Source organism: Bartonella bacilliformis Ver097 (genome assembly GCF_000709795.1).
In the GTDB taxonomy this organism is placed as follows: domain Bacteria; phylum Pseudomonadota; class Alphaproteobacteria; order Rhizobiales; family Rhizobiaceae; genus Bartonella; species Bartonella bacilliformis_A.
On record NZ_KL503802.1, the window covers coordinates 154,996 to 180,933 of the forward strand.

At 38.8% G+C, this 25,938-nt stretch carries 12 protein-coding genes, 1 tRNA gene and 1 pseudogene; 6 read left to right on the forward strand and 8 right to left on the reverse strand.

Going from position 1 to position 25,938, the window contains the following annotated elements; genetic code table 11:
* Positions 1–7: 7 nt before the first annotated feature.
* Positions 8–1,321: pseudogene (locus H710_RS00665) on the reverse strand (malic enzyme-like NAD(P)-binding protein); the annotation flags it as partial.
* A 202-nt stretch (positions 1,322–1,523) separates the two neighbouring features.
* Between H710_RS00665 and mutS the strand changes: the two are divergent.
* Positions 1,524–4,268: a DNA mismatch repair protein MutS gene (gene mutS, locus H710_RS00670; RefSeq protein WP_041848939.1), complete on the forward strand. Its 2,745-nt coding sequence runs from the start codon at positions 1,524–1,526 to the stop codon at positions 4,266–4,268.
* A gap of 94 nt (positions 4,269–4,362) precedes the next feature.
* On the opposite strand, the gene H710_RS00675 is transcribed toward mutS, so the two are convergent.
* Both H710_RS00675 and H710_RS00680 read right to left on the reverse strand, forming a co-directional pair.
* Positions 4,363–4,438: transfer RNA gene (locus H710_RS00675), tRNA-Ala, on the reverse strand.
* Between the two features lie 123 nt (positions 4,439–4,561).
* Positions 4,562–4,942 carry a TIGR02300 family protein gene (locus H710_RS00680; RefSeq protein ID WP_041848940.1) on the reverse strand — a complete coding sequence of 127 codons (381 nt, stop codon included), beginning with the start codon at positions 4,940–4,942 and terminating at the stop codon, positions 4,562–4,564.
* Between the two features lie 181 nt (positions 4,943–5,123).
* Between H710_RS00680 and aroA the strand changes: the two genes are divergently transcribed.
* From aroA to pncB, 5 genes are all read left to right on the forward strand, one after another.
* Complete coding sequence (gene aroA / locus H710_RS00685) at positions 5,124–6,449, forward strand: 3-phosphoshikimate 1-carboxyvinyltransferase (RefSeq protein ID WP_041848941.1); 1,326 nt, start codon at positions 5,124–5,126, stop codon at positions 6,447–6,449.
* Entirely contained in the window at positions 6,446–7,093 is a 648-nt protein-coding gene (gene cmk / locus H710_RS00690; RefSeq protein WP_041848942.1) for a (d)CMP kinase, read from the forward strand. The genes aroA and cmk overlap by 4 nt, the downstream gene beginning before the upstream one ends.
* A 136-nt stretch (positions 7,094–7,229) precedes the next feature.
* Positions 7,230–8,930: a 30S ribosomal protein S1 gene (gene rpsA, locus H710_RS00695; protein ID WP_041848943.1), complete on the forward strand. Its 1,701-nt coding sequence runs from the start codon at positions 7,230–7,232 to the stop codon at positions 8,928–8,930.
* Between the two features lie 240 nt (positions 8,931–9,170).
* Positions 9,171–17,750, forward strand: a complete 8,580-nt coding sequence (locus H710_RS00700; RefSeq protein WP_196295843.1) for a GH36-type glycosyl hydrolase domain-containing protein — start codon at positions 9,171–9,173, stop codon at positions 17,748–17,750.
* A 123-nt stretch (positions 17,751–17,873) separates the two neighbouring features.
* A complete protein-coding gene (gene pncB, locus H710_RS00705) occupies positions 17,874–19,148 on the forward strand; it encodes a nicotinate phosphoribosyltransferase (RefSeq protein ID WP_041848945.1) in 1,275 nt (424 codons plus the stop codon).
* 584 nt (positions 19,149–19,732) lie between these two features.
* Here pncB and H710_RS00710 read toward each other — a convergent pair.
* The 5 genes from H710_RS00710 to pheT all read right to left on the reverse strand — a co-directional run bounded on the left by H710_RS00710 (position 19,733) and on the right by pheT (position 25,929).
* Complete coding sequence (locus H710_RS00710; RefSeq protein ID WP_041848946.1) at positions 19,733–20,638, reverse strand: metal ABC transporter permease; 906 nt, start codon at positions 20,636–20,638, stop codon at positions 19,733–19,735.
* A gap of 4 nt (positions 20,639–20,642) precedes the next feature.
* Entirely contained in the window at positions 20,643–21,500 is an 858-nt protein-coding gene (locus H710_RS00715) for a metal ABC transporter permease (protein ID WP_041848947.1), read from the reverse strand.
* Positions 21,497–22,342, reverse strand: a complete 846-nt coding sequence (locus tag H710_RS00720) for a manganese/iron ABC transporter ATP-binding protein (protein WP_041848948.1) — start codon at positions 22,340–22,342, stop codon at positions 21,497–21,499. Before H710_RS00720 ends, H710_RS00715 begins: the two co-directional genes overlap by 4 nt.
* Positions 22,339–23,247: a metal ABC transporter substrate-binding protein gene (locus tag H710_RS00725; protein WP_041848949.1), complete on the reverse strand. Its 909-nt coding sequence runs from the start codon at positions 23,245–23,247 to the stop codon at positions 22,339–22,341. Before H710_RS00725 ends, H710_RS00720 begins: the two co-directional genes overlap by 4 nt.
* Before the next feature lie 270 nt (positions 23,248–23,517).
* Positions 23,518–25,929 carry a phenylalanine--tRNA ligase subunit beta gene (gene pheT / locus H710_RS00730; RefSeq protein ID WP_041848950.1) on the reverse strand — a complete coding sequence of 804 codons (2,412 nt, stop codon included), beginning with the start codon at positions 25,927–25,929 and terminating at the stop codon, positions 23,518–23,520.
* Between the last annotated feature and the right edge of the window lie 9 nt (positions 25,930–25,938).

Sequence of the window (25,938 nt, forward strand, 5' to 3'; positions counted from 1 at the left end):
ATAAAAATGGATCACGCCTAGCATTCAAATCACGTTTATAAGCTTCTAAATTATTAATATTCTTTTTGGCAACACCACTTTCCATAGCTGCATTGGCTACTGCAGCTGAAACAACTGGAAGCAAACGAGGATCAAATGGAACGGGTATGATATAATCCGGACCAAATTTCAATCGACGGCCATTATAAGCTTCCATAACGCTCTCCGGCACTTCCTCACATGCCAAATCTGCAATAGCTTTTGCTGCAGCAATTTTCATGTGTTCATTAATAATTGTCGCACGGACATCAAGTACACCACGAAACATATATGGAAAACAAAGAACATTATTAATCTGATTAGGATAATCTGATCGACCTGTTGCTATGATAGCATCATCACGCACTTGCATAACCTCTTCCGGTGTGATTTCTGGATCAGGATTAGCCATAGAAAAAATAATTGGCCGAGGAGCCATTGACTTTACTAGTTTTCCGGTTAACGCGCCTTTCACTGAAACCCCAAAAAATATATCAGCACCCTCCATTGCTTCAGCGAGAGTGCGTTTATCTGTTTTAGTAGCATGAGCAGATTTCCAAGGATTCATACCCTCTTCACGACCTTCATACACAATCCCCTTCGTATCACATAATAGGATATTTTCAGGTCGGAAACCAATCTCCTTAAGCAATTGAATACAAGCAATACCTGCAGACCCTGCACCATTGCAAACCAACCGCGTATTCTCTATATTGCGTCCGGTTAAACGCAAAGCATTTATCATACCAGCAACTGCAACAATTGCCGTTCCATGCTGATCATCGTGAAAAACAGGAATATTCATTATCTCACATAAACGATTTTCAATAATGAAACAGTCAGGTGCTTTAATATCTTCAAGATTAATACCACCAAAAGATGGCTCCAAATGACGCACTAAATTGACAAAACTTTCTGTATCATTCGTATCAACTTCTAAATCAATGGCATCAACATCAGCAAAGCGCTTAAAAAGCACTGCTTTTCCTTCCATCACTGGTTTAGATGCCAAAGCACCCAAATTTCCTAAACCTAAAATAGCTGTTCCGTTTGATATAACAGCAACAAGATTACCTTTGGCTGTATAATCATAAGCCAGCTCAGGATTTTGAGCAATTGCTTTAACAGGCACAGCAACCCCTGGCGAATAAGCAAGTGCCAAATCATGCTGCGTTTTCATAGATTTTGTTGCAACAATTTCAAGCTTTCCAGGTTGACCATAACTATGAAAATCAAGAGCTTTTTGTTCATCTTCACTATAAACCGCTTTATAGGTTTTATAATCTTGCTCATCTTTTTTCATTTTACTTATTTTTCTCCCAAAATAGTACAAATCTTGCTTGGCTTATGGGTTCAACTATTTGATTTTAAATTTGATTCATAGTCCAGAAACCGTTATGCTTATTCTTTAACAGGTAATTTACCATATCTTTTCATTCACAAATAATGAAGATATGGACTGAAGTAAATAAAAAAGACGTATTGAAAGGGATAAGTGCAGAAAAATGGAAAAAGGGACGGAACATAAAAGTAACGTAACTCTACAGCCTTCCACCTCATCTAGCGCACACCAAGAACGTCTTACCCCCATGATGGAGCAATATATAGAAATCAAAGCAGTCAATAATGATTGCCTGCTTTTTTATCGTATGGGTGATTTCTATGAATTATTTTTCAGTGACGCAATTATCGCTTCTCAAGCTTTAGGAATTACACTTACAACACGCGGCAAACACTTAGGTAAAGATATCCCCATGTGTGGTGTTCCTGTTCATTCAGCTGATGATTATTTGCAAAAACTCATCGCCTGTGGTTACCGCGTTGCTGTATGTGAACAAATGGAAAATCCCACAGAAGCAAAAAAACGTAGCTCAAAATCAATCGTTCAACGTGAAGTTGTTCGCCTTATTACACCTGGAACCATAACGGAAGAAAAACTCCTTGATCCAACACGCGCAAATTACCTAATGACACTTGCCCGCATCAAAACTAATGATAAAGAAGAATTTGCTTTGTCTTGGATTGATATTTCCACTGGCATATTTCGTGTTACAGAAAGTCATCATGAAAAACTTCTAACAGATATCATGCGCGTAGACCCGCAAGAAGTGATAGTGGCCGATTCATTGTTGCATGACAAATCTCTGAAATCACTTTTTAATGTTCTTGGTCATCTCATCTCACCTCAACCAGCTACTCTTTTCGATACAATCACCGCTGAACATGATATTTGCAATTATTTCAAATTATCAACCCTTGAAGGCGTTGCTGATTATTCACGCTCTGAATTTTCAGCTATTGCTGCTGCTATTCGTTATATTGAAAAAACACAAATCACCCACCGTCCCCCTCTCATGCGTCCCGAACGCCAAAATGAAAAAGCGACTCTCTTCATTGATGCGGCTACCAGGCTTAACCTCGAACTTATTCGAACCACATCTGGCCAACGCGATGGAAGCTTATTAAAAACCATTGACCGCACAGTTACAGGAGGTGGTTCACGTCTTCTTGCTGATCGCTTAATTTCTCCTTTAACATCTCCTGAAGCTATTGATAAACGTCTTGATTCAATTTCCTTTTTCTTGCGTAATACTTCTCTTTCAGAAGCTGCCCATCTTATTTTGAAAGGGGGACCAGATATGTCACGTGCCGTTTCACGTTTGGCTCTTGGTCGAGGAGAACCACGTGATATCGCTACAATTCGGCGTGGTTTTGAAATTATTAGTGAACTAAATCAGCTACTCAATAATAAATTGCTTCCCCAAGAAATAAGTGATGTGCAAGAAGTGTTTTCACACTTACCTACTGCCTTGCATACGCGTCTCAATCAAGCATTGGCTGATGATCTTCCACTTCTTAAGCGTGACGGAGGATTTATTCGCCCTAATTATCACCAAGAGCTGGATAAAACGCGCAGTTTACGTGATGAATCACGCCGTATCATTGCGGAACTTCAAGCACGATATGCTAAAGAAACGGACATTAAAACACTTAAAATCAAGCATAATAATGTTTTAGGTTACTTCATTGAAGTTACAGCCTTACAAGCATCTACACTCACAAATAATCCACAAGCAAAAGCGCGTTTTATTCACCGACAAACAATGGCAAATGCTATGCGCTTTACGACGACAGAGCTTGCTGAACTTGAAAGTCGTATTGCCCATGCAGCGAATCACGCTATAATGCTTGAGCTTGAAATCTTCGATATGCTTGTAAATGAAATTATCGCACAAGCTGATTTCATTCGTAAAGTTTCCGAAGCACTTTCTGTTTTAGATGTATCCGTTGCTTTAGCGTATTTAGCTGAAGAACAAGGATATTGTCGTCCAATCATTGATAATTCTCTAACCTTTCGCATCACTGCAGGACGCCATCCTGTCGTAGAGCAAGCATTACGAAAACAAGCAATAGAACCATTTGTTGCCAATGACTGTAATCTCTCTGCAAAAAACAATCACCAATATGCAGCAATCTGGTTGTTGACAGGTCCAAATATGGGAGGAAAATCAACATTTTTGCGACAAAATGCCCTTATTGCTATTATGGCACAAATGGGCTCATTTGTGCCAGCTAGTTCGGCCCATATCGGTGTTGTTGATCGTTTATTTAGCCGTGTCGGCGCTTCTGATGATCTTGCACGAGGGCGCTCAACCTTTATGATGGAAATGGTTGAAACAGCAACTATTCTTAATCATGCAAGTAGCCACTCTCTTGTGATTCTCGACGAGATCGGACGCGGTACATCAACTTTTGATGGTCTCTCAATTGCTTGGGCGACTGTTGAATATCTTCACGAAGTTAACCATTGTCGTGCCATTCTCGCCACGCATTTTCACGAAATGACAGCACTCACCAAGACACTCGACCGCCTTCATAATGTAACCATGAAAGTCAAAAATTGGGAGGGTAATGTCATCTTTCTTCACGAAATAACTGAAGGAGCTGCTGACCGATCTTATGGAGTACAAGTTGCAAAGCTTGCTGGACTTCCTGAAGAAGTTATTACCCGTGCAACAGACGTTCTCCATCAATTAGAACAAAGCGAAATGGCTGAAAAAGGGCACAAATTAATTGATGACTTACCTCTATTTAATCTTCAAACAATATCCACTACACATAAAAAAACAGATAAATATGATGTAATTAAAGAAGCTTTAAAAAATATCCATCCTGATGAGCTTTCACCTAAAGATGCTTTAGAAGAACTTTATCGTCTTAAAAAACTTGAAAAAGAATCACCTCTTTAAGAAAAATTTAATAGCTATTATACAGCGCTTGTTAATCAGTACATAAACCTAATTTCAAATGTTTATGCTACAGAGAAAAATATACTGATATTTTTGGTGGAGCTAAGCGGGATTGAACCGCTGACCTCTTGCATGCCATGCAAGCGCTCTCCCAGCTGAGCTATAGCCCCACAAAAAGCAGCTTCTCTCTCAAAAACAAAATAAAGCATAAAAGAAGTTCTTAGAACGAGAAAAGCCGAAGATCAAGAAGAATTCGTCTTCAATAAAAAGAATACAAAATTCTCTTGCCTTTCTTAAACATCATCATCACTAGGAACACCATTACCAAGGATATCGGTCATATCGTCATCCTCATCTTTTTCATCATGAGACAAAAACGTATCTTTATCATCCCCAAGATCCACATCTTCATCCACTAAATCAGGAAGATCATCATCTTTAGAATCGTCAACACCTTCTTCAAGTAACATAAAGGCAGATTTTTCAAGCGCTGTATCAAGCTCCTCAGTATCAGCGTCTTCTTCACTATTTGCCTCAGCGGCTACAACCTCAAAATAAGATCGCGGATAAGAAATCCCTGTATAAGGTGACACTATAGGATCACGATTAAGATCATAAAACTTCTTTCCCGTTTCTGGGTCAACACGCTTAGTTCCAAGTTCTTTATTTGCCATGGACCGTGCCTCTTCGGTTAGCTATTTAAATGACAAGTTTTTTACGGTGCTTAAGCGAAAAACGATGTGTTTGTCAAAGATAAATGCATTATTCTGCACGGATTTTCTCATGACGCTTATCACAGTATGTGCTAACAAGCACCTAATTCTGTCAAATTTAGATAAAATCGATATAGTTTCCATGCAAAATGCAATACCAGCAACCGCTCAAAAATCAACTGCTCTTTCTGGAAAAATTAAAATACCAGGTGATAAATCAATCTCTCATCGATCTCTTATATTGGGAGGATTAGCAAATGGTGAAACACATATTCATGGACTTCTTGAAAGTGATGACATTTTGCATACAGCTGCGGCCATGCAAGCGATGGGTGCTCATATTCATAAAGAAAACGGTATCTGGATTATTCGCGGAACTGGTAATGGCTGCCTATTGCAAGCACAACAACCTTTAAATTTTGGTAATTCTGCAACAGGAGCCCGCTTAATCATGGGAATGGTTAGTTCCTATCACATGAAAACAACTTTTATAGGCGACGCTTCTTTATCCAAACGTCCGATGGAGCGTATTCTCAATCCACTGCGTTTAATGGGTACCAACATTGAAGCAACATCGAACCATTTTCCTTTAACACTCTATGGCCCCAAAATGGCTAATCCAATCTGCTACCGTCTGCCTATAGCCTCTGCCCAAGTTAAATCAGCAATCCTCCTTGCTAGTCTGAATACAGCTGGCATTACAACCGTTATTGAACCCATTCTTACTCGGGATCATACAGAAAAAATATTAGAATTATTTGGTGCTAAACTTGATATAGAAACAAATAAAGAAGGCACGCGTTTCATCCATATGCACGGCCAGCCACATCTTACTGGACAAAGTATTGATATCCCAGGCGACCCCTCATCTGCTGCTTTTCTACTCATTGCTGCTCTTCTTATTGAAGATTCCGATATCACAATTGAAAATGTTCTTATAAATAGCTCTAGAATCGGTCTTATCCAAACATTGTGGGAAATGGGAGCAAATATCGAATTTTTAAACCAACGCCAAAAAGATAGAGAGAATATTGCTGATCTGCGTGTTAGATCATCAGCATTAAAAGGTGTTACTGTACCAAAAGAACGAGCGCCCTCAATGATTGATGAATATCCTGCTTTAGCAGTAGCAGCAGCCTTTGCTGAAGGTAAGACGACTATGCTCGGAATTGAAGAACTGCGTGTTAAAGAATCAGACCGGCTTTCCATCATTGCGCAAGGATTAAAAATTAACCATGTAGATTGCGAAAAGGGTGTAGATTTTCTCATTGTCCATGGACAAAACTCACCCAAAGGTCTAGGTGGTGGATGCATCACAACACATCTTGATCATCGTATTGCAATGTGCTTTCTTGTTTTTGGGATGGTATCAGAAAAACCTGTTACTATTGACGATAGACGGGTAATTGCGACCAGCTTTCCAGCATTTATTCCCTTAATGAACCAGCTTGGAGGCAAAATTCATTGAATCCTTTTGTCATTGCAATTGATGGCCCAGCTGCTTCTGGTAAAGGAACTTTAGCACGCAAAATTGCTGCTCATTATCATTTTCACCATTTGGATACTGGCCTTACCTATCGTAGCGTTGCTTACGCACTTTTACAACAAGGATTGACTTATGATGATGAAAAAAGTGCCATTGCACATGCAAAAAAACTTGATCTTAACATTTTAAATCCAAATCTTCTCAATGCTCATGCAATTGGCGAAGCCGCTTCAAAAATAGCAACTATGCCAGCTATACGAGAAATCCTTGTCGCTAAACAACGCGATTTTATCAAAATTCCTCCAGGAAGTGTGCTTGATGGCCGCGACATTGGCACCGTTGTTTGTCCCGATGCAGATATAAAATTTTATGTTGTGGCTAATATTCAAATACGCGCAAAGCGCCGTTATCAAGAAATTTTAAAAAGAGGAGAACAAGCCGATTATCAAGGAATCCTTGCTGATTTAAAACAACGCGATGAACGTGATATGACTCGTCAACAAAGTCCTCTTAAATCAGCAGAAAACGCCCACTTGCTTGATACATCCGAATTGAGTATAGAAGAAGCATTTGCAACTGCTTGTACCTTGATTGATCCTCTCATAAAAGCCCGAGCAGCTCTGTAGAATCATCAAGGTGATTTCCATATATCTAGCGCTAATTTTTTTCCCGTTTATAAGAAAAAAATCATGGAATGATCCTATATCAACACTAACCCAGCGCTAATGCCTTTTGTAATAAAGGTATGTATCAGGAGTTTTTATGTCACAATACAATCCCAGGGTAGAGGATTTTGAAGCCCTTTTAATGGAATCTTTCCAAACCAACGACCTCAATGAAGGATCTGTTGTTAAAGGTCGTATCATTGCAATCGAAAAAGACATGGCCATTATTGATGCTGGTCTTAAGGTAGAAGGACGTATTCCTCTTAAGGAATTTGGTAGCAAAGGTAAAGACGGTTCGTTGCAAATCGGCGATGAAGTTGAAGTTTACATTGATCGCATTGAAAATGCGATGGGTGAAGCTGTTCTATCACGTGAAAAAGCACGTCGTGAAGAAAGTTGGTTCCGTCTTGAGGAAAAATTCAATGCAGGTGTACGTGTGGATGGAGTCATCTTCAGCCAAGTAAAAGGTGGCTTTACTGTTGACCTTGATGGTGCTGTTGCCTTTTTACCTCGTAGCCAAGTTGACATTCGCCCTATCCGTGATGTTGCCCCTTTAATGCACAATCCACAATCGTTTGAAATTTTGAAAATGGATCGTCGTCGTGGTAATATTGTTGTCTCACGCCGTACCATCTTAGAAGAAAGTCGTGCTGAACAGCGTTCAGAAATTGTTCAAAACCTTGAAGAAAACCAAATCGTTGAAGGCGTGGTTAAAAATATCACTGATTATGGTGCCTTTATTGATCTTGGTGGAATCGATGGCCTTTTGCATGTTACTGACATGGCATGGCGACGTGTTAGCCACCCCTCTGAGATCTTGACGATCGGTCAAACGATTAAAGTTCAGATTATTCGTATCAATCAAGACACACATCGTATCTCTCTTGGAATGAAACAACTTGAAAATGATCCGTGGAATAGCATTAGCGAAAAATATCCAGTGGGTAAAAAAATCACTGGTTCTGTCACCAATATCACAGATTACGGTTGTTTTGTTGAGATCGAACCAGGAATCGAAGGACTGATCCACGTTTCTGAAATGAGCTGGACGAAGAAAAACGTTCATCCTGGAAAACTCCTTTCTACATCACAAGAAGTAGAAGTTGCTGTTCTTGAAGTTGATCCTTCTAAACGGCGAATTTCCCTTGGTCTTAAGCAAGCATCCGAAAATCCATGGGTAGCTTTCTCCAATAATTTCCCTATAAATTCGCAAGTTGAAGGGGAAGTCAAAAATAAGACAGAATTTGGTCTCTTCATCGGACTTGAAGGTGATGTTGATGGTATGGTTCATCTTTCTGATCTTGATTGGAATCGTCCTGGTGAACAAGTCATTGAGACTTATAACAAAGGTGACATCGTTAAAGCTGTTGTCCTTGATGTTGACGTTGAAAAAGAACGTATCTCTTTAGGAATTAAACAGCTTTCCTCTGATAAAGTTGGAGAAGCAGCAGCTTCTGGTGAACTACGTAAAGGTGCTGTCGTTACCTGTGAAGTTATTGGAATCAATGACAATGGTATTGATATAAAATTGGTTAACCACAATCTAGAAACAACCATCCGTCGAACTGATTTGGCACGTGATCGTGATGAACAACGCACTGAACGTTTCTCTATTGGACAGAAAGTTGATGCCTGTATTACTGCATTTGATAAAAAAACGCGTAAGTTTTCAGCATCCATTAAAGCCTTAGAAATTGCGGAAGGGAAAGAAGCTGTTGCTCAATATGGTTCAACAGATTCAGGAGCTTCCCTTGGTGATATTCTCGGTGCTGCATTAAAAAAGCAAGAACAAAATTAATCATTAATCATTAAAAATGAAGACCGCCTATTGTTGGGTGGTCTTTTTTTATCCATCAATGAAACATCTTTTAAGATTTCAATTATTTGTCTGGTGATACAATTTCAAACACTTTTGGACAAAAAATTATTTTTTCTATGAACCGTTCATTATTAGGATAAAATACTAAAAATCTATTGAATAAAAAGGAAGATTGTATCTTTGAATAACAAAAATATTATGGTGCTCAAACAATTGTGCATGAAATGGCTCTTTTCCCGACAAATAAAGATCGGTTCTCTTTCTCAAACCAACTTTCCTATTCGTTCGACTTATAAATCGCAGGAAGAACTCTATAAATTAGGCCATGATATGGCCTTTGGACAAGAAATTTTACTTCCCGAATATGAAGAAAAAAACTACTTTCGTGAACGATTGGTTGAAAATTCTAAACTCATTCTCCACGCCTTTCGCACCAGTGATGTTGCAGCCAGAAACAACGAGACAATTGCACCTTCTGCTCAATGGCTCATCGATAATTATTATACCATCGACAAAACCATACAACAACTACGCTGTAACTTATCTAAATCATTCATAAAACAGCTTCCTTCTTATGAAAAAAAAACAGAAATTCCACGTATTTTTGCCTTAGCCTGGCTTTATATCGCCCATACAGATAGCATAATTTCACAAGAAACACTTACGGCTATAGTCAATGGCTTTCAAAAAGTTTGTCATTTAAAAATTGGCGAATTGTGGGCTCTACCCTCTATTATTCGTATGATTTTAATTGAAAATGTTCGCCGTCTTTCATCGCATATTGAACATGCTCAGCATATGCGCCATTGTGCCAATCAAGCAGCCGATAAAATTGCTCTCGCAAAAGATAAAAAAGATGAAGCTAGATTATATACTCTTTTCACTTTTTATGAAAAGTTAATCACTGATTCGACCTTTTCAGCCCATTTATTTTATCGTCTTCGGGGTTCCTCTATTGATTTAACAACAGCATTAACATGGCTCGAAAAAAATTTGTATCGTCATGGCAGTAGCCCAGAAATTACAACAGCCAATGAACATACCCGTCAAGCAGCAGACGGTGTCACCATGGGCAATATTATTCGTTCTCTCAAAACTATTGATGACATTGACTGGACAGTATGGTTTGAAACTGTCAGCTCTGTAGACCTTGTTTTGCGTGAAAACAGTGACTTTTCTGAAATTGATTCTCACTCACGTAATGCCTATCGAAAAGTGATAGAAAAAATTGCACGTCATTCGCCTCTGAGTGAACTAGATGTCACACTTAAAGCTGTAGAGATGACACAAACCTCTCTTGAATATATTTCTCATCAAAACAGTTCCTCCGTTGAAAAGCATTGCTCTATTGGGTGGTATCTTGTCGATGATGGACGCCATATTTTTGAAAAAGCTTGCGGATATAATCCATCCTTTCTCACGAAGTGGATGCGCATCTACAGCCGTTTACAGACAGGAATGATTGCAATCCCTGTCTCTATTTTAACGTTTGCTCTTTTGCTTGCAATTTATGCTTTCTTACGAACCTCTGGCCTCACACTATCCATGACTCTTCTTTTCACCATGTTAGCGCTTTTTCCTGCTATGGATGCTGCTTTTTCTTTCTTCAACACTGTTGTTTCATGGTTTATTCCACCGAACCAACTGATTGGTTATGAATATAAAGAGGGTATTCCTAAACACGCACGCACAATGGTTGTTGTTCCCACTTTGATAACATCACGCGATTATATTGATGAACAAATACGCAATCTTGAAGTCCATTATCTTTCTAACCCACAAGGTGCTATTCATTTTGCACTTATCACAGACTGGGTAGATTCCCCACAAGAAGAAACGCAAGAAGATCTTGATCTTCTATCTTATGCGCAGAAAAATATTGCTAAACTTAACCATCGCTACCACAAAGATGACACCCCCTTATTTTTTCTTTTACATCGCCGACGGCTTTATAATCCCAGTGAAAAATGCTGGATGGGGTGGGAACGTAAGCGCGGCAAACTTCATGAACTTAATCTTTTATTACGAGGGAATCAAAATACCAGTTTTTATCCTTCAGATCCTCATCTTCCCATGGATTGTCGCTTCGTTATGACACTGGATTCGGATACGAGTCTGACCCCTGAAAGCGTTGCTAAATTAGTTGGTAAACTTAACTATCCACTTAATCATCCTGTTTTTGATCCTAAACATAAAACAGTTGTAAAAGGCTATAGTATTTTACAACCCCGTGTTACACCTTCTCTCATAGCAGAAGAGGGAACATCTATTCTACAACGTGTTTTTTCTACCAATCGTGGTCTTGATCCTTATGTCTTTGCTGTTTCTGATATCTACCAAGATCTATTGAGAGAAGGCACTTTTACCGGAAAAGGTCTTTATTATATTGATGCATTTGAACAAGCACTGGCTGGCAAAATCAAAGAAAATGCTGTTCTCAGTCATGATCTTTTAGAAGGTGGCTATGCACGTGCTGCGCTAGTTAGCGATGTAGAAGTAATTGAAGACTATCCTACAGCTTATAATGTTAATGTTGCTCGCCATCATCGTTGGACACGCGGTGATTGGCAATTATTGCCTTATCTCTTTAAGAATCGTCACATTAACCTTATAACACGCTGGAAAATGCAGGATAATCTGCGCCGCTCTCTTACACCACTCATGTGGCTAATCGCTACAATTATAGGATGGTTTATTCTACCATTAAAGACAGCAACTATTTGGCAAACATTCTTGCTACTCAGTCTATTCGTTTCCCCGATTTTAGGAATGTTTCGATCACTTACACCGCCTGGTATTGAATATTCTTTACGCGGACAAATCCAATCAATTGTGAGTAGCATTGTTTCTACGATAGCCAATATACTCCTCAAAACAGCATTTATAGCCCATTCAGCTTATTTTATGACCGACGCGATCATCCGCACGCTTTACCGTATGCTCATTTCAAAAGACCATCTCCTTGAATGGAAAACATCGGCTGCAACAAAATCAATCCCGAACAGTCTAAAATTTTATACCCTGACAATGTGGCCAGCATCACTTATTGGTTTTTTCGCCGTAGCATTGCCCGTATCTTTGCATAATTCAACAAGCTTTATTGCTTTTCCTTTTGGCTTAGCATGGTTCTTTTCACCCTTTATTGCATGGTTTGTGAGCCAACCAAAAACATTTCAGGATACTCTGACACTATCTTCAGAAGATAAAAGAACTCTACGGCTTATTGGACGAAGGACATGGCTGTATTATGCAACCTTTGTTAACGAGCGTAATAACTATTTGCCCCCTGATAACTTTCAAGAGGATCCAAAACCGCTTATTGCCCAGCGCACATCGCCTACGAATATTGGAGTTTATCTTCTTTCTACTATTGCTGCCCATGATTTTGGTTGGATTAACTTTAATGAGACGCTTATACGTATTGAACGTACATTGAGTACCCTTGAAAAAATGGAAAAATTTCAAGGTCATCTCTATAATTGGTATGAAACAGATACTCTCAAACCTCTATCACCAACTTATGTTTCAACCGTTGATTCCGGAAATCTTGCTGGTCATTTAGTTACGCTTTCTTCAGCCTTAAATGAATGGGCTGAAATCCCCAGCATTTTTACACAGAATAATCTGTTAGGCTTATTGGATGTTAATGATATTCTTGAGGACACCTTAAAAGAAATTCCCAATAATCAAGAAAATTTACACTCTTTACGTCACCAAATCGAAGAGCGAGTCATCAATTTTCATACTGCCGTCAGTACTCTCATAGAAAAATCAGAAAAAATAACTGATTCTCTTCTCAGCCTATTGCCTATTGCCCACAATATCGGGCATCTAACAAATCAACTTGATCAAGAAATTCAAACAGTACAATCTGCTCATGCACTATCTTGGGCCAAATACCTTATTGAGACCTGCGAAGCCCATAATCACAAAACTACTGAGCGCTATGATACCGAAAAATTGTGTCAAAAACTCAATATCTTAGCTGCAAAGGCACGGCAAATAGCTTTTGATATGAAATTTGATTTTTTGGAACGGCCTGAACGACAACTCTTATCCATCGGCTATCGTGTTCAAGACAATAAACTCGATGAAAGCTGTTATGACCTCTTAGCTTCAGAAGCACGCCTTTCAAGCCTTTTTGCTATTGCTAAAGGTGATATTAAATTCAAACATTGGTTTCATCTCGGCCGATTTCTTATCCCAATTGGTTGGAAAGGTGCTTTATTATCATGGTCGGGATCCATGTTTGAATATCTTATGCCTTCTCTCGTTATGCATGAACCTTTAGGGTCAATACTCAATCAAACTAACCGATTAATTATCCATCATCAAATGCAATACGCTCGTAAACGGAAACTTCCGTGGGGTATTTCAGAAGCTGCATTTAATGCTCGTGATCACTTAATGAATTACCAATATTCTAATTTTGGTGCTCCGGGCCTTGGGCTTCAGCGTGGCCTATCACGTAATGCTGTCATTGCTCCTTATGCCAGCCTTTTGGCCGCACAATATATGCCAACCCAAGCTGTAACAAATTTAAAACGCTTGCGTAATCTTGGAGCTTTAGGAACTTATGGTTATTATGACTCTATTGATTTTACTCCTTCACGTGTGAAAAAAGGAGAAAAATATGCCATTGTACGCAATTATTATGCACACCACCATGGCATGTCCATTCTTGCTATCAACAATATCATTTTTGAAGAACGGATGCGCAATCGTTTTCACCGTGATCCAGCGATTAAAGCTGTACAATTGTTATTACAAGAAAAAGCACCACACCAAATTCCCGTCATTCACGCCAAAGTTGCCAATCCTATGCGCAATGATTTTGAGAAATTTGATGATACCTCTACACGCATTATTACGAATCCGCTTCTCAAGCCCCGTGCAACTTTGCTCTTATCGAATGGTGCTTATTTCACAATGTTAACAGCCAACGGCTCAGGTTATAGCCGCTGGTATAACTATAATATCACGCGCTTTATCCCTGATTCTACAGAAGATCAACAAGGCATTTTATTCTTCCTACGTGATATACATAATAAACGTTGGTGGTCTCTCACGGGTGAACCAACACGCGTTGTTGATGAAGAAATGATTAGCATTTTTACAGATGAAAAAGCTGAATATACGAAAACAGTTAATGGAATCAAATCAACACTTGAATGCCTTGTTGCCTCCGAAGGTGATGGTGAAAGTAGACGCCTCCAACTTATCAATACAACGAACAAAGATCGCTTCATTGAAATTACTTCTTACGGTGAATTAGCACTTGCAACAGTAGAGACTGATTGTGCTCATCCTGTTTTCTCACGCATGTTTATAGAAACAGAAATCACTGATTCAGGGAGAACAATTTTTGCCAAAAGGCGCAAACGTGCTCCTGATGAGCCTGATATTCATATTGCTCATTTTGTTATGGATACCTCTGGTATGATCCAAAAAGCAGAAGCTGAAACTGACCGCCGCCTTTTTATCGGCCGTGGTCGATCTCTTCATCGCCCAGCGGCCTTTGATAAAAATTCTCATTTCAGTGGTAATCAAGGCTGCGTTCTTGATCCAATCATTTCTATCCGTTGCTATGTAAAAATTCCAGCACATGAAAAAGTAGAACTCATCTTTTGGACTTTCGCAGCTCATGCAAAAGAAAGATTGCATGAGCATATTGAACATTATCGGCAACCCAATATGTTTCAAAGAGAATTCGCAATGGCATGGACACGCTCGCAAGTTGCATTATATCAGAGCAACATCCATCCCAAAGAAGCTATGACTTATCAGAAATATGCAACACCCCTTATTTATCCTGAGAGAACATGGCGTCTTCCTCCTGAAATATTAGCAAACACTCTTGGAAAACAATCTGATCTTTGGCCAATGTCTATTTCAGGAGACTATCCTATCTGCCTTCTCAGATTAGATAATGAAACAGGTATAACTGTATTACGCGAACTCCTAAAAGCTCATGAATATTGGCGTATACGTGGATTAATCGTTGATCTCGTTATCCTGAATGAGCAGGCAATTTCCTATATACAAGATACTCAACGCGCTATTGAATGGGCATGTGAATCCTACCGTCACCATCTCAACGAAAAAAATGAGCGCCAACATATCTTCACTCTTCAGCGTGACCAAATAAGTGAACAAAGTTTCAAAACACTCCTTGCATCAGCGCGTATTATCCTTCACGCTCAGAATGGATCTTTGTCTGAACAGCTCAAGCGTATGGAAAATATTGATTCTGATCGAACATTACGTAAGAGTGATCTAAAATCAAGTCAGCAACTCAACCACAGCAAGCACAACAAAAAAAAGCAAACAACCTTATTATCTGAGAAAAATGATTTTTCTTCTCCTGGCCTCGTCAGCCAACAAAAGTCATCATACTCTCCTGTCCATGGTGAAGATCTCAAATATTGGAATGGTTATGGTGGTTTTAACTCTCTTAACCATTACGTGGTGCGCCTTAATGGATGCACTACCACACCACATCCATGGATTAACGTGATTGCCAATCACAGCTTCGGCTTTCATGTATCAGCCGAGGGAACAATTTTTACCTGGGCTAACAATAGCCGCGATTATCAACTCACTCCCTGGACTAATGACCCCGTCTCTAACTGTCCTGGAGAAGCGCTTTATCTCATTGACCGTCTATCTTTAAAATGCTTTTCGCCAGTTTCTGCTGTTGAATGTGATGATAACGTTGTCTATGAAGCTTGCCATGGTTTTGGATTTTCAACTTTTAAATCTATACATTCAGATATCGAACTAGAACTGACTCACACACTTCATCGCGAAAAGCCAATTCGACTTTCCCGCCTTACCATCAAAAATAAAGGGAAAAAACCACGCAATCTACGCCTTTATAACTATGTCGAATGGGTTTTGGGTAATGTCCGTACAAAATATGCCCCTTTTATTATTCCTTATCATGATCCCAAACGTGGTGCACATTTTGTTCAAAATCCTTATCACCTCGAAAAGTCCCAACACGTTACTTTTTTATCAGCATCCCAATTGCCAACCAGCTTTACTACGGATCGCACAGAATTCATCGGTTCAACAGGAACAGTTCAACATCCCTGCGCTATCCGTAAAGCTGAAGCGCTTTCAAATACAGTTGAAGCAGGCTGCGACCCCTGTTCAGTATTAGCATATGATATTGATTTGCTGCCAGGTCAAACAAAAGAAATCATATTCTATCTTGGCAGTGCTGACACTATGCAAGAAGCCAAAAAATTATTAGACCAAATTTCTATGGATGATTTTCAAGCTCTTCTTGCAGAACAAGTAGAAAACTGGAACGATTTTTTCGCCCCGCTACAAGTTAAAACGCCGGATTCTTCTTTTGATCTCATGGTCAATCATTGGCTCCCTTATCAAATTTACGGATGCCGTATGATAGCTCGTGCAGCTTTTTACCAAGCCAGCGGTGCATTCGGATTCCGCGACCAATTGCAAGATAGCTTATCTCTGTTATTGCTTGAACCACACCTGGCACGTGAACAATTGTTAAACGCGGCAGCCCACCAATTTTTAGAGGGTGATGTGCAGCATTGGTGGATTCCTCATACCAATGCTGGTGTTCGCACGCTCATTTCTGATGATATCATCTGGCTTGCTTATGGAACAGCTCATTATGTCAATACAACTGGCGAATATGCATTCCTTGATATCCCCATTGCCTTCATTGAGGGAGATACTCTGAAAGCTGAGCAACACGATGCTTATTTTCAATCGATGCAATCTTCAAAAACTGCAACACTTTATGAACATTGTGCTTTAGCTTTAGATCTTGCTATCGAGCGCTCTGGTCAACATGGTCTCCCGCTCATTTTAGGGGGTGATTGGAATGATGGCATGAATTTGGTTGGAATTGAAGGAAAAGGTGAAAGCATTTGGCTTGGATGGTTTCTTGGAGCCACTTTACAACAATTTATTCCCCTCGCTAAAAACCGTGGTGACAAAAAACACTATAAAGCTTGGAGTCTATACCTTAAACGTTTAACAGAAGCTCTAGAAAAGAATGGTTGGGATGGTGCTTGGTATCGACGTGCTTATTTTGACAATGGAATGCCCCTTGGTGCTCAAACAAATGTTGAATGCCAAATTGATAGCATTACCCAATCTTGGGCTGTCATTTCTAAAATAGCCCCTCCTCATCGTCAAAAACAAGCAATGGCATCAATGCTTGACCATCTTTATGATGAAAAAGGCAATCTTTTACGTCTCTTCTGGCCACCTTTTAATGAAACTACCCTTAATCCAGGATATATTAAAGGTTATCCACCAGGCGTTCGAGAAAATGGTGGTCAATATACCCATAGTGCTATTTGGAGCATTATAGCGCTTGCTGAAATAGGTGAAATAGACAAAGCTTACACCCTACTTTCGATGATAAATCCAATAACCCATGGCCAAAATCCTGAAATATATCGTGTTGAACCTTATGTCATGGCTGCAGATATTTACGCTATTGAGCCATACCGTGGACAAGGCGGCTGGACATGGTATACAGGCTCAGCAGGTTGGTTCTATCACGCAGCAACACAAACTATTCTTGGGATTCACCGTCAGGCTAATCAATTATTTTTACGCCCACACTTACCTTCTTTTTGGCCTGAATATAAAGCAACAATAAAGATTCATGATGCCCTTTATACAATTAAAGTCAAAAGAACAAAAAAAGATAGCCTCAGTATTAATGGCAAAGAATACAACATTGATACAGGTATAGAACTTGAAAAAACAGGTCACTATGAAATCATACGTACCCTCAAATCTTGAGTATCATACAAAACAATCAGATTGTTTTATTATAGAATTATTATACTTCTTTCATTGCTTATGATAACACACATTGAGTATGCAATAATTTTAGACTTCATCATCTTTGAAAGAAAAAATATTATGAATCATACTGACATTGCTAAACGTGTTTACAACCATACCTGGAAACTTGATCCTATTGTTCGTTCGCTTCTTGATACAGATTTTTATAAGCTCCTTATGTTACAGATGATTTGGGGACTTTACCCCGATGTTAATGTTACTTTTTCACTTATCAATCGCAATAAAGCCATTCGTCTTGCCGACGATATCGATGAAAGTGAGCTACGCGCCCAGCTTGATCACGCCCTTAGCTTGCGCTTTACTAAAAAAGAAATAATTTGGCTTGCCGGCAATACATTTTACGGCCAAAAGAAAATTTTTAAACCAGATTTCCTTCATTGGCTTGAAAATTTCCAACTGCCTGACTATGAATTATCCCGTAAAGATGGCCAATATATACTCCATTTTCATGGCTCATGGGCTTACAGCTCCATGTGGGAAATCCCTGCTTTAACGATTATCAGCGAATTACGTTCTCGTGCTGCTATGAAAAATCTTGGTCGTTTTGCACTTGATGTCCTTTACGCTCGTGCTAAAACAAAAATGTGGAGCAAAATTGAACGTCTAAAAAAACTTCCTGATATTAAAATATCTGACTTTGGAACCAGGCGTCGTCATTCCTTTTTATGGCAACGTTGGTGTGTTGAAGCTTTAAAAGAAGGAATTGGCGCTTCTTTTACTGGAACATCCAATGTTCTTCTGGCCATGGATACAGATTTAGAAGCACTTGGCACAAATGCACATGAATTACCTATGGTTATTGCTGCTCTTACCAATAATGATGATGATTTGCGCAAAGCACCTTATCAAGTTCTGCAAGATTGGAATCGCTACTATGAAGGAAATCTCTTAATTGTTTTACCGGATACTTTTGGTACAGAAGCATTTTTACGAAATGCACCAAAATGGGTAGCGGATTGGACAGGATTTAGACCTGACAGTGCTCCACCTATTGAAGGAGGTGAGCGCATTATCCAATGGTGGCAAGAACAAGGGAAAAAACCACAGGAAAAATTGTTGATTTTTTCTGATGCCCTTGATGTAGATACAATTGAAAAAACCTATCACCACTTCCATGGGAAAGTGCGCATGATTTTTGGATGGGGTACTAACCTTACCAATGATTTCTCAAACTGCGCTTCTCAAGAAATCGCAGATCTTGACGTTACTTCTCTTGTCTGCAAAGTTACCAGCGCGAATGGTCGGCCAGCTGTAAAACTCTCAGATAATCCTGAAAAAACTATTGGAAATCCTCAAGAAATACAACGTTATCTGAATTTCTTTAGTCATTAAATAGGCAAATAACCACTACTTAAATATTATCCATCAAAGAGTACACCTTGATAAAATGGAAAAATATAAAATAGTTTACACACTATGCTGGTTATTTCAAAATTTCCAGGCAATCAAAATCAATTTAGAAAGTTAAAAAAAGCTGCATGATAAATTAATGCAGCTTTTTAATTACGATGCAGTATTTGGGATGAAAAAACCGCACCCATCCACCAAGCATTAGGAGGAAAATAACCTGGTCTAGTGATTTATATTAAGGAAAACAAGAACTAGAAACAACAGACAAAAACGCATAGTTGCCATGCTCAGGTTCGCTAAACTCAAATATCCCAAACCATTCTTCCAAAAAAGGAAGGAATATACAACAGGAATGAAATTAAATAATTACTGAAGAAAAAAAGGCTGCATAAACAAATTATAATGCAGCCTTTTATCACGATTACGAATGTAGTACTTAGGAGGAAAAATACTGCATTCATCTACCAGACTTTAGGAGGAAACAGCCCGGTGTTTTATATTTAAGGGAGATAAGCATTATAACAATAGACAAAAATGCATGGCTATCATGCGCAGGTTTATTATAGTTACATATCCTGCACCATTCTCCGACAAAAAAAGATCGATACAAAAATAACAATAAAAATTAGTGTTAAAACCAATACAATTGTTGAAGCAGAATCAGAACCAATAAATAAGCTCAGATAAATTCCTAGAAAACTAGAAAAAGCCGCAATAAATATAGCGACCCAAACCATAGAAAAAAACCGCTTAGTAACAAGATACGCAATAGCTCCCGGTGCAATTAACAAAGAAACAACGAGAATAATGCCAACTGCTTTTAAAGCCGCAACAATAGTCAAAGAAATTAATGTTAAAAGGGTATAATGAAGCACCGATACCCGCAATCCTATGGCACGTCCTTGAACTGAATCAAAAATATACAGCATAAAATCGCGCCATTTTGTTCCCAAAATCAAAGTGACAACCATAGCAATTATTGCTGTCTGGATAATATCAAGCCAGTTCACACCCAAAAGATTTCCAAATAAAATATGATTCAAATCTAAATGACTATGAATTGTTGTGGCTAAAACAAGCCCCAAACCAAACATAGATGAAAAAACAACACCCATAACCGTATCCTGTTTAATACGACTATTGCTCCCTAAAAAACCTGTGACAATGGCACACACCATGCCAGCGATAAAAGCGCCACAAGTAATTAAAATCATTGTAATATTAGCTGGGCGCACATGCTGAAACCAAGAAAACGGCAAAAAAGACAAAAGCGCTATCACCCACGGTGTCATTATATAGCCAATAACAACACCAGGAAAAACGGCATGAGAAATTGCATCTCCTAAAAGCGCCCATCCTTTCAAAATAAGAAAACAAGAAAGCATAGCCATTGGAATAGCAATAATAATAGTAATTATTATACCCTTAATCATAAAAGAAAACTGAAAAGGAAGGAGTAACTGATCAATCATGATATTAACACATCTTTTTTGCTTCTCTTATGCGTAAGCGCGCAGCAATAAAACCATATTTAGGAGAAAAAATAAAAGCTATCATAAATAAAAACGCTTGAAAAAGCACAACAACGCCACCAGTTTGTGCATTCAAAAAATAACTAACATAAACGCCAAGCATACTTGTTAGTGTTCCAATCACCACCGCAATCATCAGAAGATTTATAAAACGATCACTTAAAAGATAAGCCGTTGCTCCTGGTGTCACCACAAGACAAATAACTAAAAAAGCTCCAACCGTCTGCATAGCCGCAATCGTGCAAGCAGCAAGCAATGTAAAAAAGAGAAGTTTAAGCAACTTTACATTCAACCCAATGGCACGTGCATGATTTTCATCAAATAAAGAAACCAATAAATCTTTCCACTTTAAGAGCAATATAAAGAGAGAAATAAAACTAATAAAAGCTAACTGTATAATATCTGACGAACTGACTGCTAAAATATTCCCAAGAACAATTGTATTAATATTAACAGCCATTGGTTTTAGTGACTTAAGAAATAATCCAAGAGCAAAAAAAGAGGAAAAAATTAAACCAATAATGGTATCTTCTTTTAACTTTGTTCGATGATGAAAAAATAACATCACCACTGCAGCTAACCCACCAGAAAAAAAAGCACCAAGAGAAAAAGGTAATCCTAAAAGATAAGCTCCAGCTACCCCAGGTACGATCGAATGGGATAACGCATCCCCAATCAGAGACCAACCTTTCAACATCAAAAAGGCAGAAAGGAAAGCACAAACGCACCCAACCAACCCTGAAACCCACATTGCATTAACCATATATTGGTAGCTAAATGGCTCAAGCAACCAAGCAATCATGACAGAGGTTCCAGCTTTTGATTGCTGCTATCAAGAAACGTAGGATTTTTGTTCTCTGTAGCACTATGACTTTTTTTTGCATCCTGGAAATTAAAAATATGATGTCGCAAAGTACCATCAAAAGTTTTTTCAAGATTTTCCTGAGTAAAAACCTTCTCTGTTGGCCCACAAGCCAAAACAGTTCCCTTTATTAAAATTGTGCGATCACAAAATTCAGGAATAGAACCTAGATTGTGCGTAGAAACCAATATGACAGCACCTTCTTTACGCAAATCTTCTAACAAAGCGATGATTTTATCTTCTGTTTTAATATCAACCCCTGTAAATGGCTCGTCTAGTAAAATAGCTTTTGCCTGCTGTGCAAGAGCACGTGCCAAAAAAACACGCTTTTTCTGCCCGCCAGAAAGCTCACCAATTTGACGTTTTGCAAAAGCCAACATATCAACACGTTCCAACGCAACACGAACAGCTTCATGATCTTGCTTTCTCACATAACGAAAGAAATTCATGTGACCATATCGCCCCATCAAAACAACGTCTTCAACGAGTACAGGAAAATTCCAATCCACATCCTCACTCTGGGGAACATAAGCAATAAGATTTTTCTTCAAAGCCCTCTCAACCGGCAAACCAAAAACACGAATTTTCCCCTTTGAAGGGCACACAAATCCCATTATTGTTTTAAATAACGTTGACTTCCCTGAGCCATTAACCCCAACAAGCGCGGAAATAGAACTCTTTGGGCTTTCAAAACTCACTTCACGCAAAGCTGTATGCCCATTGCGATAAGTCACATTGATCCCTTGAGCAAATATTCCAGGCTCAATCTCAGACTTAATCATTGACTTTTAAACCCATCTGATAAAGCATGAGCAATACGCGCACTCGTAACACGTAATAAATCAATATAAGTAGGGACTTCACCATCTTCCTCACTTAGTGAATCGACATAAAGAACACCGCCATATTTAGCCTCTGTTTCTTTGGCAACCTGCTTAGCAGGTGCATCAGAAATAGTGCTTTCAGAAAAAACCGCTTGAATATTATATTTGCGAACCATATCAATAACATGTTTCACCTGCTGCGGCGTTCCCTGCTGATCAGCGTTAATTGGCCACAAATAAAGTTCTTTCAAACCAAAATCACGGGCCAAATAGCTAAATGCACCCTCACTGGTTACAAGCCAGCGTTTGTCTTCTGGTAAGGTTTCTAATTCAGTTTTGATTGGATCAATGCTTGAGCGGATCTTCTGCTTATAGATTTCGGCATTTTTTTCATAAATAGCCGCATTTTTAGGATCATATTTTACAAAAGCATCGCAAATATTATCAACGTAAATTAAAGCTGAAATCGGTGACATCCATGCATGAGGATTTGGTTTACCATTATAAGGCCCTTCGCCAATTTTAATAGGTTCAACACCTTTTGAAACGACAACACTTGGAACATTCTCAATATTTTGAAAAAACTTTTCAAACCAAAGTTCTAAATCTAATCCATTCCACAATATAAGATTAGCTCCCTGCGCACGCATAAGATCATGTGGTGTAGGTTGATATTCGTGAATTTCAGCACCTGGTTTAGTGATCGATTCAACATCAGCAATGTCACCTGCCACATTACGCGCCATATCAGCAATAATCGTAAAGGTTGTCACAGCCTTAAATTTATTAGCACTCAAAGCTAAACCTGGAATTAAAAAGATTGTGCTTAAAAAAATTGTGGTAAAAAACGCTTTTATTTTCATTGATTTCTCTCTATTGCAAATGATTTGCATTTAAATTTATAAATAGCAGCTAATATACATTGTTGCAATAGAAAGCTATTCTTTAAATAATAGCTTTTAAATTACCTGAAAAAATATTTATGATTTTAATAAGTTCTTATCAGTATGAAAAAATTTAAGCCCTTAATACTTATTTCTTAAATGCTTAAAAATAATAGAGAGCTCTTGAAAATGCTCCCTATTCATAAAATAACCAATTTTAAAAATAATCAGCTCTGCAAATTACACTAATTAACCACGCAAACATGCACCTGTCATTTTGGTAACATTGTCTACCACTTTTGATGCAAGAACTTCGAGATCTTCATCTGTCAAAGTTCGTTCAACAGGTTGTATTGCAACTTCAATCGCGACAGATTTTTTATCTTCACCAAGCATTAAATCTTCAAAAAGATCAAAAATTTGCACTGAATGAATAAGCTTTTTATCTGCTGCACTCGCAGCACGAATAATCAGAAAAGATGAAACTGTTTTATCAACTACAAACGCAAAATCACGCCGTACCATTTGGAAAGGAGATGCCTTTAAAGCAGGACGGATTTTTGTTACCTTTTTCTTTGGTTCAGGAATTCGATCAAGGAAAATTTCAAAACCACATAAACAACCATTAACATCTAATGTTTCTAGCGTATCAGGATGAAAAGTCCCAAAAAAACCAAGAATGATCTTTGGTCCAAGTTTAATAATACCTGAACAACCAGGATGATACCAATTAGGTGCTCCAACCTCAATCTGTACCTTGCTCACATCCACACCGCACGCTGTTAAAACAGCAAATGCATCTGCTTTGGCATCAAAAACATCAACTACTTTGGCATTTCCAGCCCAAAAGCGCCCAGCCCCTTCAAATTTCTCTGTTTCACGACGAATACCAGCAGCAACGCACTGTTGTTTATCCGGTGTATCACCTTCATAAATATTTGAGATTTCAAACAAAGCAAGATCTACAAAACCACGATCAGCATTTCGCTGTGCAGCCATAAGCAAACCAGGTAAAAGAGACGGACGCATAACCGACATATCTGCTGCAATAGGATTTGCTAATTTTAGCTGCGCTTGCCCCCCTCCAAAAGCACACGATTGACTTTCAGAAATAAATGACCAAGTTACAGCCTCCATCATACCCCGACATGCTAAAGCCCAACGAGCAGAACGTGAGCAAACCTGCGAAAATGTTAGAATTTTATTCTTTACCTCTACAAAATTTTCCAACGGCATAGGCTCAATCTTATCCAACCCATAAATCCTCATGACCTCTTCTACTAAATCAGCCTTACCAACAATATCTGAGCGCCATGTTGGTACTGTAACCGTAACGACATCTCCTTCTCCTGCAACGCTAAATCCAAGCTGTGTCAAAATAGTTACAGCTTGTCCATGATCGATTTCTAAATTAGTTAAACGCTTAATTTCAGAAAATGGAAAAACAATTTGTCTAGTTTTTGGCTTCTGATACCCAATAACCCGCATCATCGATGCTTCACCACCACAAAGACGCAAAGCCAATTCTGTTGCAATTTCAAGCCCTGATTTCATAAAAGCGGGATCAACACTTCGTTCAAAACGATAACGTGCATCACTCATCAATCCAAGGGCTCGACCCGTTTGTGTAATATTTTGTGAATCCCAAAGTGCAGATTCAATAATGACACGGTGTGTCATTTCATCACAGCTTGTTCTTTCACCCCCCATAATACCAGCAATAGAAACAACACCTTCATCATCTGCAATTACACAATTTTGCGGTCCTAAATTATAGATTTTGCCATTAAGTGCTTGGAGTTGTTCTCCTTTAAAACCACGACGGACTTTTAAAGCCCCTTTTACCTTATCCGCATCAAATACATGCAGTGGACGACCAAGATCAAAAGTCATATAATTGGTCATATCAACCAGTGCATTAATTGGTCTCAAACCAATTGCAATTAAGCGTTGTTGCATCCATTGTGGCGATGTACTATTTTTTACACTGCGCACTTCACACCAAGCAAAACCTAAACATAATGATGCACCAGATGAAAAATCTAAAGAAACCTGAGTTGATGTTTCAAAAGAGCCTGTCAACTGTGGCAAAGGTAATTCTTTCAATCGCCCAATTCCAGCTGCCGCTAAATCACGAGCAATTCCACGAACGCCAGTACAATCAGAACGATTAGGTGTTAAACCAACATCAATAACCGGATCATCTAATCCTGCATAGGTTGCAAATTGTGCCCCAATAGGAGCATCTTCGGGAAGTTCAATAATTCCATCATGCATATCTGGAAGCTTTAGCTCTTCCTGTGAACACATCATACCAAAGCTTTCAACACCACGGATTTTACCAACAGATAATGTAATATCCAACCCAGGAACATAAGTGCCTGGCAACGCAAGCACACTAACAAGCCCAACACGCGCGTTTTTTGCTCCACAAACAACTTGTATAGGTGTACCAGCCCCCATATCTACAGACAAAATTTGTAATTTATCGGCACCAGGATGCTTAGTAGCTGTTAAAACCTTTGCAATAACAAAACCTTCTAAAGAAGCACAATCAACATGGTCAACTTCAAGACCAATTGCCGTTAATTTATCACAAATTTCATCCAAAGATGCATTTGTCTCTAAGTGATCCTTTAACCAGGACAATGTAAATTTCATTTTAAAACC